Genomic DNA, 14,727 nt, shown 5'->3' with positions numbered 1-14,727 from the left:
TCCAGCGCAATATCACTGCTTAACTGATACAAGCTCCCGGCAACTTCTTGCAATACCTTAAGCTGCTGCTCTGGTTTGTAGGGCAATAGCTGTAAATCCGGACATAATGCCGCTGCACTGGCCAGGCCCATATGTAATTTCAGGCCGGCATGCATCGCGGCCTGATTTAGCTGCAGCAACTGATGGTGCTGATCGACTATGGCAACCGGCAGCTTCTGACTTTGTTCATGACACAGCGCAATGTTATCGAGCTGCAGTGCCGGAAAATGTAAATATAAAAACAGCGCCATATCAGCCAGCCCGGCGGATTGGCTCACCGGCGCCTGCAGCTACACAAAGCGCCGGCCAGGTATGTTGCATATTTATTAGAAACGGCGCAGCAGGCCAGCTGCCTTTACGTTTTAGTACGGTTAATTGCAGCCCTTGAGGATCAGCTTGTAAACTGACACTTAAATTTACCGGTAAACTTAACGCCTGGCTCTGGTTGCGAAACAGCACCATACTGGCCGCCCCGTGTTCAGCGGCCAATTGTAAGCGCCGGGCCTGGGCTAAGCTGATGGCTGCTGGCCATAACAGCACGGTGGCGCAACAGCCACTTTGCAGACATTGTTCAGCAGCCCACAAAGCCTCTTGCTTAGCTGAAACTTTTTTCGCGTTTGAGTGGGGCTGGGCAATATTTATATCACCAGCTTGGGGTTGCGCTGTTTGTGGGGTGATAACAAGTAACTGATTTAAATCAAGACCGGCGCCTGCCAGCATATCAGCGCTAAGCTCAGCCGGCGGCGCAATAAATACCAGTAGGCGTTGTGATTGCTGCTGTTGCTGTAAATAAGGTAATAACAGGCGCAATTCACCAATCCCGGCCTGGGTTTGAATGTCAATCAGGCCGGTTGCTGGTAGTCCGCCACCTAGTTGCTGATCCAGTTCAGGGTAGCCTGAACTCACCGCCTGATAGGCAATTCGCTGACTATCGGCATGCCAAACCAGTTGTCGCCTGGCAAGTTGATCTAAAAGTGCTGACATAACCCACCCCAAATACTGTACATTAATACAGTATAACTGAAGCTAAAATAGTTGCAAATACACTATGTCAGATCCAATTAAGCCAACATTAAGCAAGAAGAGGTTAAAACTGGGTTCAAGCTAACAGGAGAACCACCATGAAAAGTGCATTTTTTATAATTTGCAGTGTTGCTTTAGTGTTTAGTCAGCCACTAATGGCTAAACCCGATCACGAAAAAGCATTGCCACCTGGCCTGGCCAAGAAAGTGGAAAGTGGTAAACCCTTACCACCGGGTTGGCAGAAAAAATTATCTCCGGGACAATTCCTGGCTGATGATTACTACCGTCGCAGCACCATACTGAAAAAACCTGATGCCGATGGTATTATTACCGTTCAGATTGAAGGGACAATCATTGAGTTATTTGAACACAGCCGTGAAATTGTCCGTATTTTAGAAGGTAAGCGTTAAGACTTTCGCTGCAGCAAGGTTAACACTTCATAGTGGCTGCTGTGGGCAAACATATCAAACAGCTGTACTTTCAGTAATGTGTAATGGTTTAACTTTTTAAGATCATCAGCCATACTGTTTGCATTACAGCTGGAATAGAGTAACCAGCCAGGCGCCAGTCGTTCTATATCAGCACATAATCCATTCCCCAAACCGCGCCGAGGTGGGTTAACGACCAGTAAATCGGGCGCATTTAGCGCTGCTTTGGCAAAGGCACTAGCGTCCAGTGCCTGAAAGCTAACATTCTGCAGCCCCATTTCCTTTGCTGAGCGTTTCGCACTGGCAATAGCGGCGGGCGCAATTTCGATGCCGACCAAACTTTGTCCGGGCCTGACCAGATGCAGCCCAAAGCCACCTACCCCGCAGAACAGATCCCAGATCTGGTTAAAACTTGCCTCTTGTTGCAGCTCTTCAAGCCATATTGCTGCAGTATTGTATAAACTGGCAGCCATTACCGGCTGGGTTTGAAAAAAGCTCTGTGGCTGCAGATACAGCGGCACATGGTTTAACTGCTCGGCCAGTACGCCTTGCTCGGTTAACACAATTTCTTCTGTGCCTTCCAGAATAGCTGCTGGCGCCGGTTGCAAATTCACCGAAGCAAGCTCAATTTCAGGCAATTGCTGCAATAACCAGGGTAAATGCTTAGTAATCGAAGCCAAACAGTTTTTAGAACGCAGCACAAAGCGCAGCATAAAACGCCTACTATGCAGACTTTGACTGAGCAAGATATATTTCAGCTCGCCCTGACGCGCTGTTATGTTATACGGGGATAAATTGGCACGGGAGATAAAGGCTTTGCACATTGCAAACACCGGGGTAAAAGCGGGTGGATATAACGGACAGTCGGCTAAATCGACATGTTCACCTTCTGCATTTACGATACCTAAAATTGGGTCTTCAACTGAACCCAGTACGACCATTTTCGCTTTATAACGAAAGCCCTGCTCCGCACTTACCTCTGGCGGCAGTATTTTTTCTGGCTGCAGCGGTGCCAGTAGTCCAGTCAGTTGCTGCTGCTTATCTGCCAGCTGCTGCGCATAAGGTTTTGCCAGCCACTGGCAGGATTGACAACGTTTAGCATGAAAGTGGTGGCAATGCATAACTAACCTCAAATTGAATTAAGATAGTTTAACGACAGATTGTATTGCCACCAAGCTTTAACGACGATAGTTCATTCACAAAGCACTTTCTACTACCAGGCCGTCCTGTTTATAAATGACCCCATTTTTCATTACCAAGCTAACATCTGACAGCCGGTTAATATATCGCAGCACATCGCCCTTAACGGCAATAATATCTGCATACTTACCTTCACTGACCGTTCCTAACTTATCTGATACTCCCATCATTACTGCCGGCCAGTATGTTGCTGCCCGCAAACTATCCATGGCTGAAATTTCCATCACTTCAACCCAAACTGCCAGCTCATTCCAGGTACTCTGGCAATGAAATTTAGTAGGTATGCCACTGTCTGTTCCAACAAGAAACACCACACCAGCTTCTTTTAACTGAGCAATTTTATTTTTCAAAGTAGGCTTTCTAAGCGGGGTCAGTTGCATATAACTCAGCTTGCCTGGCTGTTGCAAAGACTGCTTAATATCAGCAATCGTATCGGGCTTAAGGCCCCGTTGCCAGCAATTTGCATCAAGATGTTCCGGGTTGGCCACCATGGCATCATAGTTCCATAACCCTTCTACTGTTGGTGTCCAGAACAATGGCCCCCCTGCCACCCGGCCAGTGGCAGTACGCTCTTTAAGCAACGTCAGCACATCCTCCGGAAATCCGGGAGCGGTTGTCAGGCCGGTATGTTCAAAGTTATCCACGCCAATAGCCAGCCCCCGCCTTATTTCATCTGGCCTGTGCGCATGGGCTACCACTTTTAACCCGTGTTTATGTGCCTGCTCGACAATTGCCTGAGCTTCCTGCAGGCTCATTTTGTCGTGATCGATAAGCTTTATCATATCGACACCTGCAGCAGCCAGTTTGTCCACTTTTTGCCGGGCATCCTTAACGCTATTAATACTCCAGCGAAATGCTTCGGTGCCAGGATAAGCTTTATGCTGCAAAAAAGGCCCTGACACAAACAAGCGCGGCCCTGGTATTTTACCTGATGTGATTCGTTGCTTAATATTGATGGAGTCTTCCAGCGGAGCGCCTAAGTCACGGGCACTGGTTACTCCTGCTAATAATAACTGTAAGGCGCTGGCTGGCATAATTTCATCTGACAGCCGGTTAATATAGGTTTTATCCCAATGCACATAATCAGCATGGCCATTTAGCATCAGGTGGGCATGACTTTCCCACAACCCGGGTAATACATCCATACCCTCAGTTGAAATAACGGTATAACCTTCAGGAATCGGCAGAGTGGCTACCGTACCAACCTGAACAATCGTATCGTCTTTTATCAAAATGACACTGTTAGCCAGAGGAGGATTACCGTAGCCATCAATCAGCCGACCTCCTACTAAGGCCGTATTCGCAGCCATGACATCAGATATCATCAGCCATAAACTTATCGTTATCATTAATAATCGCATCATTATATTTCTCAGTTTATTTTTTTAATATGTACCGCTTTAACTTAGCTGCATTACTGCTGTTGTACCAATCGTTTTGTCGGATAAAACAGCGTTCTGGTCTTACTGATAAAAATGCAACCCTGCATTAACACACTATGCCTGCTAGACTTAAAAACAACGGTATATTGCGAGGAGCAAAATGGAATTTAGTAACACCGATCCGGACCACAGTGCCATCAGCCAATTTCAGCGGGTACGCCGTCAGACAATAGCGTTAACGGAGGGGCTAACCGCTGAAGATATGGTAGTGCAATCTATGCCAGATGCCAGTCCGTTAAAATGGCACCTGGCCCACACCAGCTGGTTCTACGAGCATTTTATTTTGCAGCAACACCACGATGATTATCAGCTGTTCAATCCAGATTATCAGTATTTATTCAATTCTTATTATGATGCCGTCGGCCCCAGACATGCCCGCCCGGCCCGGGGTTTACTGACCAGGCCACCACTAAACGATATTCTGGCTTACCGCCAGCATGTTGAAACACATATGGTTGCTTTACTTGAGCGCCAGTTGCCTCAGGTTGCAGCGTTACTTACCCTGGGTTTACATCATGAAATGCAGCACCAGGAATTAATGCTAACCGACATACTGCATTTATTGTCGTCTAACCCGCTGGCACCGGCTCTGCAGCAGCAAACCTCAGCCTTTTCTGACGGGCAAGCACCAGCCACGCAAATGCTAAGCCATCAGGGCGGCTTGCTGCAGATAGGCGCCACCAATGAAGGCTTTAGTTATGATTGTGAAAACCCGCGCCACCAGGTTTATTTGCAGCCGTTTAAACTGGCCAGCCGGCCGGTAACCAATGGCGAATGGCTAAAGTTTATCGACGATGGTGGTTATCAAAACCCGTTATTGTGGCTCTCCGATGGCTGGCACTGTGCCCAACAACAAGGCTGGCAAGCCCCACTTTACTGGAAACAGCAACACCAACAATGGTTCAGCTTTGGCTTGAATGGTTTGCAACAGCTAAACCCCGCTGCGCCGGTATGCCATATCAGTTATTACGAGGCCGATGCCTATGCCCGCTGGGCCGGTAAACGATTACCGCGAGAACAGGAATGGGAAGTCATCGCTGCTGAGCAGCCACAAAACCTGCAGAGCGCTAATTTCCTGGAACAGCATATCTGGCAGCCCACAGCGTGCACCAGTACAACCGGCTTTGACAAACTTTTTGGCGATGTTTGGGAGTGGACGCAAAGCCCTTACACTGGCTACCCTGGCTTCACCGCAGCCCAGGGCGAACTGGCCGAATATAATGGTAAATTTATGGCGAATCAGTTTGTCCTGCGCGGTGGCTCCTGTGCATCCCCCCGCCAGCAATTACGCAGTAGTTACCGCAACTTTTTTTATCCACATCAGCGCTGGCAATTTAGCGGCGTCAGATTGGCGGAGGATCAATAATGACAACAGCACGCTCGTTTTACCCAGCCACAGATTTAAACATCACCGCTTATATCCCGGTAGTGGACCGCAATTTCGCCGATGATGTGATCAGTGGTCTGGCATTGCCCCAAAAACAACTGCATGCCAAATATTTTTATGATCAGCAAGGCTCCGATTTTTTTGATCAGATTTGTCAATTGGAAGAGTACTATCCTTATCAGACTGAGCTCAACTTACTACCAATAGTCGCCTCAGATTTAGCCAACACCTTTCCCACAGACTGTACCATCGTCGAATTTGGTGCCGGTTCGCTGATTAAAATTAAGCCATTGCTAAGCGCCATGCCTGGCATTCGGCAATTTATCCCGATTGATATCAGTGGTATCCATCTGGAGTTGGCCTGTCAGCAGTTACAATCTGATTATCCTGAGTTAATCGTTAAACCGGTGGTTGGTGATTTTTGTTTTCCGGTGGAACTGCCGGCGCTTCACAATCAGCAAAAAATAGGCTTTTTCCCGGGGTCGACTATTGGCAACTTTTGTCCGGCCCAGGCTGCCAGCTTTTTAGAAAATGCCCGCTGCACGCTGGGCCCGGACAGCCATTTGCTGATCGGTGTTGATACTAAAAAATCCCCGTATTATCTGCACCGGGCATACAATGATGCCAATGGCATTACTGCCAAATTTAACCGTAATATTTTAAATCGGATTAACCGTGAGCTTGGCGCTAACTTTGAGCCAGACTATTTTGAACATTACGCCTTTTATAATGCCGGTCAGGGCCGGGTAGAAATGCATCTGGTCAGTACTGCTGAGCAAGTGGTTGATGTGTTTGGCACAGCGGTATCGTTTGCGGCGGGTGAAAGTATTCATACCGAAAACTCTTACAAATATACCCCGGATGAGTTTTGCCAGCTGGCAGAGAGTGCTGGCTGGCAGGTAGAGCAGACCTGGTTGGCAGAAAAGGACCTATTCGCTACCTATCTGCTGCGAAACGGTAATTAAAGCCTGGCCTCGCTGACGTTGATGGTGACACTGGCAGCACCACCTAAGTCATCCACCACGGTTAGTTGCACTTTGCCGGGCTGCCCTTGCCAGAATAAGGTCTCGCCAGGGGTTACTGCGCCAAGGTAACGACTATTGGCAAACCAGTGCGCCCGGGTTACGGTGCCGTCAAAACTGGCTTGCAGGGCAATTTGGCTCAGGCTTGTCGCCGGGTCTGTATTCGGGGTGTGCTGCTGCAAATCTTGTTGTTTTATAACGTAACTTAGCCGGGCCTGCGGTGAGCGAATTTGTGGTGCCTGATGGTTTAACATCTGTTTACCAGAACACGCTTGCAGGTAACGCGGTGGCTGCGCCAGGATAATACCGGACTGCTGCATAGCCATACTGATCTCCGATGACCAGAACTCAAAAACCTTCAGCTCGGTGATGCCGGGCTGGTGAATGCAAGCTCTGAGGCCACTGGCCATATCAATGGGCACGGCCCGGTGTATATCAGAGACGCTAATCGGTGATACGCCCGGAATAAACCAGCCTGGCTCGGTTTGCGGACAATACTTATTAGGCAAATCGCCACTACGACTGCACAGCTCGACTTGTTTCAGGTTTAAATTTGCCGCTGGGCTGAATAACTGCTGATTATGCTGCGGGTTTTCCGGCAATAACGCCAACAACTCAAACAACAGTGGCCCGGCTGCCGTGCGCCCGACTAAATTAGGGTTACTGCTGCCATCAAAATTACCCAGCCACACCGCCAGCACATAATCACCGCTAAGAGCAATGGCCCAGGCATCACGAAAGGCATACGAGGTGCCGGTTTTCCAGGCAACAGGCCTTTGCGCCGTCAACTTGCTTAGTAAACCGTTTTGTACCCTGGGATGCTGGCGCAACATATCCAGGGTTAAGAAGGCCGCCTCTGCGCTCAACACTTTTTCACTTAATACTTCACTTAACCCTTCACTTAACGAAGGTTCTGCCAACCGTTCACGCGCAGGTTGCTGTTGCCAGGCCAGGGCTTGCCAGTGCCCACCATTACCCAGCATGGCATATAATTGCACCAGCTGCGCCATGCTCAGCTCCATGCCACCAAGTACCAGTGCTAAACCATAATGGCTGGCGGGTTGCTCCAGCGACACGCCTGCGCTTTGCAGCCACTGATAAAAATCGGGCTGCTGCAGCTGTGCCTGTAGTTGCACCGCTGGCAGATTGCGGCTGTTAATCAGCGCCTCGGTAGCCGGCAGCGGTCCGGCAAACTGACGGTCAAAGTTTTCCGGGTTAAAGCTGCCGTAACGCCGTGGTAAATCTGTCAGTAAGGTTTTCGGGTGAATAAGCCCCTGCTGCATCGCCAGCGCATACACAAAGGGTTTTAAGGCTGAGCCTGGCGAGCGGGCGGCGCTGACACCATCAACCTGGCCAGCAATAGCCTCATTATTAAAATCTGCCGAGCCCAGCCACGCTAGCACCTGCAGGGTACTGCGCTTGATCAGTAACACACTGCCGTTGTTGATGCCTTTGGCTTGCTGGCGCTTTAAATACTGATTTAGCTGCTGTTCAAAGCGTTGTTGCAGAGGTAACTGTAAACTGCTGTAAAAGCGACCCTGCTGCAAGCCCTGTGCCCGCAACTGATTAATAAAATGCGGCGCGTATTGCGGTATTTCTGCCCGGTTTAAATAGCGCAGCGGCAGATCTAAGGGCGGCCGTTGTAAGGCTGCGTCGTTGGTCGGGTGCAGAAACGGCTGCTGCTGCCAGATTGCGATAAGCCTCTGCCGGGCCAGCTCCAGTTGCTGCTGGCCTTCCCTACTTAGCGGGCTGCGCTTAGTAGGGTTTTGCGGAATAACGCTTAATGCCAGCGCTTCGGGTAGTGTCAGCTGGCTGGCCTCTTTGCCAAAATAAATCAGGCTGGCGGCGGCAACACCTTCAATGTTGCCACCATAGGGCGCATAGTTAAAATAAGCTTCCAGCAGTTCATGTTTAGTAAAATGACGCTCAAGGTACAAGGCGTAAGCTAACTGACGCAATTTGCCGCTAATGTTACCGGTGTTCAGGCCATAGCGCAGTCGCGCCAATTGCATACTCAGGGTTGACGCCCCCTGACGGCGGCCATTTAACACCACACTTTGCCAGAATGCCCGGCAAACTGCGGCTATATCAAGGCCATAATGCTGGTAAAAGCGCCGATCTTCGTACAACAGGGTCGCTTGCTGCAATACCGGCGCAATCTCAGCCAATGGCAGCTTTAACCGGTAGCGCTGATCGGGCGCTAACCGTAAACTCAAAAGCTGACCACTACTATCAAAATAAGCGCTACCCTGCTGATAACCGGCATATAAGTCGGGCCTGGCTGATAGCACAAGCAGCAGGGTAAAGGCCATTAATCCGGCTACCAACAAACTAAGCAGCGCTAAAGTCAGCCATCGAAGGTAGCGGATATACTTGTTGCCCCAAAGCTGAGCGCTGATCATGCTTCGCATGGCGAACCGGCCTTAGCGGGCCGGCTCCACCACAAAACGACCAGCTGAAGTATGGGCATGAACACTGCGATCATACATTGATTGTGCTGCTACCACCGGCACCATAAAGTCACCGGCTGCAGTAACTTTTACCTGATAACGCAGTTCAACCATTTGTGGCCCGAACGTCGCATAATAAACCAACCTGTCTTCCCTGATATCAACGTAATCGGCACCCCAATGCCCTTGCTCTCTGGCAACAGAGCTGCGCACGACATTAAAACCCGCTGGCAGTAAATCAACCACTGCCACATTATTGTGCCAGCTGTTGTTGGTGCTGCGCAGGCGCAGCCTTACCGTCAGTTCATCACCTTGCTGTGCCTGACTTACCACCTCACCTTTACTATTCAGATAGTCGCGCACCACTTCCAGCTGCTCAGCCTTACTCGAGCTTGGCGGTGTTTTGGCAAAACCGCTTTCACTCACGGCATAAAACAGCGCCGTGTCACTTTCAATGATCAGTTTTTCAGCCTCAGCAGCAAATGCCAGCCGGGGCAAGCTACTGCGGTTATCTGCAGCATTTAATTGAGTGCGCTTACCGTCAGCAGTTTGCTGATAAAACGTTGGCATGGCTGCGTTGCTGACATTATCCAGCTGCGCATAGGCCGACAGGGCCAGCACTGCATAGGCTGAGCCAATAGTATTGTACTGGTTATCAAACACCGGTTGCAGCAAGCTGATAATTTGCTCGCCATCCAGTGTTTTAGCCTGTTCAGGAAAATGCCGGGCCAGCAGGTAAACATATTGTGCGTCCAGACTTAACTGCGGCTGAAACGCCGGATTAGCAAAAGGCGGTAACGGATTGGCAATGCGCTGCAAATAGTGCTGCTGTATAGGTGACACTTTACCCAGACGGTAATCCCCTATTAAGCCGCGAGCTACTTCGGGCTGTTGTAACAACTGATAGCTGGCCGCCATGTAAATTGCGGTAATATCAGTTTGCCAGGCTTGCTGATGTTGCTTTTGCAGACGCTCATGCAGTTCAACCAGATAGTTGGTGGTTACTTCACCGCTGCGGGTCAGCAGGTAAATGGCATTGGCACGAAGCCTGGCCTGATACACATTACCGCCACTTTGCCGCGCTACTTGCTGCAAATAGCCCAGCCCCTGGCGGTACAAATAATCTGGTACAGCTAAGCCCTGCTCACGGGCTGCCATTAAAAAGTGCATCACATAAATACTGGGAAAGTCAGCGCTGTGATACCCACCGGGCCAGAAACTAAAGCCGCCATCGCTTTGCTGGCGTTCTGACAGTTTTTGGATCAATACCGCAAACTGCTGCTGCACCATTGGCAGGCGCGCCTGATAACCGGGTTGTTGCACCAGCCCCAGCCACGGGAAGACCTGCGATACCACCTGCTCGGTACAACCATGCGGATAGTTCGCCAGATAATCAGTAAAGCTTTCTGCCAGCACCAGCGGGTTAGCCGAAGCGGCCACATTAAGGCTGGCAAATTCACTATAAAGCGGATAGCGGGTGGATAATGTTACCGGCGCTTTACGGGCATAACCGGCATTTAGCGTCGTTTGGTAATGACTGGCAGGGCGAATACTTAAACTCACCTCACGGCTTGACTCCTCCAGTAGTTCTGCCTGCTGATAACGGGCATCGAAGCGAAGCTCGACAGCACCCGGCGTACTGCCGGCTTTTATCCGAAAACGGGCACTTTGCTCACTGCCTTCGTTAATGCTTAATTGTTGCTCAAGCGGACTTATCCCGGTTAGGCCCTCTGGCAATACCAGGCTGACTGTGATGACTGCATTATCACCTGAGCCTTCCACCCCATTAGCAACAGAAATATTGACGTCGAACTCATCTCCAGGCGCCGCACTTTGCAGTACTTCCGGGGTTAACACAAAGGGACCACGGACCTGAATATCGGCGCTGTTAGCACCCAAGGCAGAATCGCTTACCGCCACTGCCATAAGCTTTAAATTACCGCTGAAGCTGGCTGGAACCTGCACCTGCTGTTGTTGCAGCTGTGGTCCGGCTTTAACTAACCCTAACCAGAATACCCCGGGCTGTTCAGCCCGCCGCGCAAACGGGTTCAGGTTTTTATCCATCATCATCCTACTGCCGGTCACCATAATTCTCTCGGCATCTCCGCCGATGCCGGCTAGGTGGCGTTGTAACTTGCTGAATTCCGGTAAAACTAAATCAAGCATTTGCATACTGCGAACCTGCAGTGCCCGCTTTTGTAAAAAGTGGCCCAGCGGGTCGGGCAACTGATAATCAGCCACCTGCAAAATACCTTCATCCACGCCATAAATCAGCATATCGGCAGGCTGGTTGGTCTGATAACTGACATTAAATGGTTTACCCGGCCTTACTTCGGCTGGCGCCTGCAGGCTAATGTTTAACTGGCGACTGCTACGGTCGATATTAAATGGAACCACGGCATAACTTAACGGACTGACAAACAGCGCGTCAGAGTCAGCCGCACGCACAAAACTAACATTAATATAGGCATTGCCCTCCAAGCCTTCAGGCAATTGAATGCGCTGGATGCTGCTGGTGGTATCAGCGCTGAACCAGCTAAACGTATGCACTTTATCGCTCTCTATGCTGATTAAACCGCTACCGGTGTATGGTGCAGTAATATTCAGCTCTATCCACTGGCCTGCTTTATAATCTGCTTTATCCAGCTTGACAGTTAGCGCCGCATTCTTCTCCAGCATAGCAGCGATATTGCCGGCCCCCACTACGCTAAAGGCCAGGCTGCCAAGCGTGTTACCACTGCTATCGCTCAGTTGTAGTTCAAAGTCACCTGCGGTATCAGTCGGTATAGGGTAATCAGTTCCTTGCTGGCTAATACTCAGTGGGGTTTGACTAAGCGCAATATCCTGAACGATACTCTGGTACTGATAGGTGCCATCATCCTGTTTCACCAGACTGGTGACCGGACGTTTTTCAATTAACTGCAGACTAAGATCGTTTAACGTGACCTGGCTCAGCGCACTATCAATAGCGATAAAATTAACGCTGCGCTGTTGCTGCTTTTTAAGATAACTCAAATCGCCATCCGCTTTTACCGCAACCACCTTATCTAAGGGCGATAATAACGTGCTTAGCCGGTGCTGGACACTGCGGCCACCGCCCGCATCAAACCCCTCAGTATTGACCACTAACTGATAGGTGCCGCCGCTATATTGCTCCAGCCCCAGCGCAAATGTTGCCTGGCCGTCGGCATCGGTCTGTTGTTCATCCAGGGTGCGTTGCACCCGCTCTGTTTTCACATTTGCTTGCTGCGGACTTAGCACCTGATAATCGGGGTACTGGGTAAAACTAAAACTGCGCGGGATCAGTTCCAGTCTGGCCTCGACGTTTCGCTGCTGTGCCGGTGTCCCGAATAAATTATCCAGCTGTACCTGCACCGTTAAATCAGCGGGCTTTAACCAGCCTTGTTCTTTAATCGCGGCAGTGCCTTGCTGAAACTGGCTACTGATCTTCATGGTATCGGGCTGAAACTCTTCCACTGAAAAACTTACCGAGCCCAGATGGCGCTGGGTATTGCCTTTACTATCAAGCAAACTGACATTGGCATGATAGTTACCCGTATCACTATGCGCCAGGGTGTCCAGACTAAAGCTGTGCATCCCACGATCACTGAGGTTAAAGTTCTGCTGCCAGAAAGTATTACCACGAGGCCCTTGCAACTGAACTTTTAATGGCAGCTCTGCTGCGCCAGCAGTTAAATCGGCATGGCGGATAATCGCCGCCAGCTTTACCTGCTCGCCCGGCCGGTAAATGCCTCTGTCGCTAAACAGATAAGCACTTAAGCTTTTGTTATCCTGCGGGCTTTGGTACTGGCCGCTGGTATTGAATTTTGAGTAATCAAGCTGACGGCTATAACGATCAAATGGAATAAAGCTGGTATCGATTACGCCATTTCTGCTGCGATTAACCCTATACACTACAGGCTGACGCTCACGGTTAAAGTCGTCGGTTTTGCCAAAGCTGACCGTGCCCCGGCCGTCAGTTTTAGCAGTAAATAACGGCACGCCATTGCGGCCAAGCAATGCAACCTCGGCACCGGCTACCGGCTTGCCATCGGCCAGCGATAAAACAAACAGCTGCTGGCTAGTGTCGCTGTTATGTTTGACCAGCAGACCTAAATCGGTAACCAGTACCAACCTTTTATCCAGCTGCTGACCTTCTCGCTCAGGCTTCGCCGGATCAAATTCGCTTAACTCAATAAAAAAAAGTCCCATTCCCGCTTGCTTCAGGTAAGGCGTTAACGTCAGTGCCTGGTAGCTGGCCTGTTTCGGCTCTGCATTGTTCACGGTATAAGTATGCTGCTGCAAACTGGTGATATTGCTTTGGTCAAACTGGTAGTGCTGAAAATAAGGCTGGTTGATATCGCCGCCAGTCTGGGTAATTAAATGGTTCAGTTGTTCAGGTAACAACTTATGCAGTTTTACCCTGACCCCCTTCACGCCCCGACTTAACAGTTGCAGTTTCTGCTCACCACTTAGGGTAAGCATGGCGCCCTCTCCGACAATTTTTACTTCTTTCGGGTAAACCGGCGCCTGCACCACGGCCCGGTATTCATTGGCCAGGCTAAAATCACTAACTGACTGCAAACCGGCAGGGACACTGACAAAAACATGCTGGCCCGGTGGTAAATCAAGCTTAATACTAAAGGCATTATCGTGGGCCAGTGCGGTGGGCATCAGTTCAAAACTGAGCGGCCTGGCTTGCTGTAATACGGTATTGTTCACTTCGCCCGGCGCCCAGTAATTTGAATTACGCCGTGGATGTTCAGGCAATACATACAGCTGTAATTTAGTGGCCAGTTCCGTGCGGTTAAGCCGGTCTGTAAAACTTAGCAACAGCATTTGCTCGGGTTGCTGCTGCGGGTTTCTGACAATATCGGTAGTCAAGTCACTCACTTTTAAAAAGCTACTGCGATCAGGCACCAGCAGCTGGGCTGTGGTGGCACTTACCGTTTTACCCTCGCCCCGTGCGGCGTTAATACCGGCATCCAGTTGCAAGGTTAAGTACTTTTCACGCTCGGGTAAGTTGATATCGTCAGACTGCAGATAAAGCTCACGGCCACTTTCATCGGCACTTAAGCTAAATGGCAGGGTTTGTGGCCGGCTGCCAGTAGCCGCTTCGCCATCGGCTTGCATTACCATCGTTAGGTGCTGCTTAACACTCGCCAGCTTAACCGGATGGCTGAAATTAAGGGTGGCAACCACGTTTCGCCGGGTTGGCTCGGTCGGGTTCTGATAAAATCGCAGCCGGTTAATTTCTGCTGATAACGGTTCGGTCGTAAACTTATATTGCTGGCGGGCTAACTTAATTTCCGGGTTAAAAATGCGCGTTTCCAGTTTGACGGTATACTGCTGGCCAGCAGGCCATGCCTGCTCTGGGGTAAAGCTCAGGATATTGTCATCCTGCCATAACCATTTACCTGGTATAGCTGGGCTGATAGCAACGCCGTCACTTATTACCTCACCAATTAAGTCCAGCCGGGCGGCTGACAGCATGGGTGCCGGCATTGATGTTCTGGCGATGCCCGGCTCAGAACCAAGCACAGGCTCAAGCTCTAAGCCCAGCTCAGGATCATGCTTCTGCACCGGATTAACTGCACTTGCTAAATCATAACTAAATTTCAGCAGTAGCGGTGTCGGCTGCTCTGTATCATCCTGATAATGGCCAATCTCCGGGGTCACCACCTCTGCACTTACCTGCAATGGTTTGGGTAATTGCTGATAGTAATGATATCCCGC

General features: G+C 50.1%; 8 protein-coding genes and 1 pseudogene. 3 read left to right on the top strand and 6 right to left on the bottom strand.

Features of this window, described 5'->3' with window-relative positions; genetic code table 11:
* Nucleotides 1–317, bottom strand: a pseudogene (locus ABY802_RS12995) (DNA polymerase Y family protein); the annotation flags it as partial.
* A complete protein-coding gene (gene imuA, locus ABY802_RS12990; protein ID WP_372627564.1) occupies nt 292–1,023 on the bottom strand; it encodes a translesion DNA synthesis-associated protein ImuA in 732 nt (243 codons plus the stop codon). The pseudogene ABY802_RS12995 and the gene imuA, both read right to left, overlap by 26 nt.
* 137 nt (nt 1,024–1,160) lie before the next feature.
* Here imuA and ABY802_RS12985 point away from each other — a divergent pair, with 137 nt between their 5' ends.
* Nucleotides 1,161–1,472, top strand: coding sequence for a hypothetical protein (locus ABY802_RS12985; protein ID WP_372627563.1), 312 nt, complete (start codon nt 1,161–1,163; stop codon nt 1,470–1,472).
* On the opposite strand, the gene rlmC is transcribed toward ABY802_RS12985, so the two are convergent.
* Nucleotides 1,469–2,611 (bottom strand): 23S rRNA (uracil(747)-C(5))-methyltransferase RlmC, encoded by a 1,143-nt coding sequence (gene rlmC / locus ABY802_RS12980; RefSeq protein ID WP_372627562.1) that lies wholly within the window; start codon nt 2,609–2,611, stop codon nt 1,469–1,471. The genes ABY802_RS12985 and rlmC overlap by 4 nt on opposite strands.
* Before the next feature lie 75 nt (nt 2,612–2,686).
* Nucleotides 2,687–4,054, bottom strand: coding sequence for an amidohydrolase family protein (locus tag ABY802_RS12975; protein WP_372627561.1), 1,368 nt, complete (start codon nt 4,052–4,054; stop codon nt 2,687–2,689).
* Nucleotides 4,055–4,232: 178 nt separating this feature from the next.
* Here ABY802_RS12975 and egtB point away from each other — a divergent pair, with 178 nt between their 5' ends.
* Nucleotides 4,233–5,498 (top strand): ergothioneine biosynthesis protein EgtB, encoded by a 1,266-nt coding sequence (gene egtB, locus ABY802_RS12970; RefSeq protein WP_372627560.1) that lies wholly within the window; start codon nt 4,233–4,235, stop codon nt 5,496–5,498.
* Nucleotides 5,498–6,484, top strand: coding sequence for an L-histidine N(alpha)-methyltransferase (egtD, locus tag ABY802_RS12965; RefSeq protein ID WP_372627559.1), 987 nt, complete (start codon nt 5,498–5,500; stop codon nt 6,482–6,484). The genes egtB and egtD overlap by 1 nt, the downstream gene beginning before the upstream one ends.
* Here egtD and pbpC read toward each other — a convergent pair.
* Both pbpC and ABY802_RS12955 read right to left on the bottom strand, forming a co-directional pair.
* Nucleotides 6,481–8,952 carry a penicillin-binding protein 1C gene (pbpC, locus tag ABY802_RS12960; RefSeq protein ID WP_372627558.1) on the bottom strand — a complete coding sequence of 824 codons (2,472 nt, stop codon included), beginning with the start codon at nt 8,950–8,952 and terminating at the stop codon, nt 6,481–6,483. The genes egtD and pbpC overlap by 4 nt on opposite strands.
* Nucleotides 8,953–8,964: 12 nt before the next feature.
* The coding region (locus tag ABY802_RS12955; protein WP_372627557.1) for an alpha-2-macroglobulin at nt 8,965–14,727 on the bottom strand (5,763 nt) is incomplete at its 5' end.

Origin of the sequence: Arsukibacterium sp. (genome assembly GCF_041616895.1) — a bacterium.
Lineage (GTDB): Bacteria > Pseudomonadota > Gammaproteobacteria > Enterobacterales > Alteromonadaceae > Alishewanella.
Note: the sequence above shows the minus strand (reverse complement) of the source record. Positions and strands in the feature narration are given on the sequence as shown.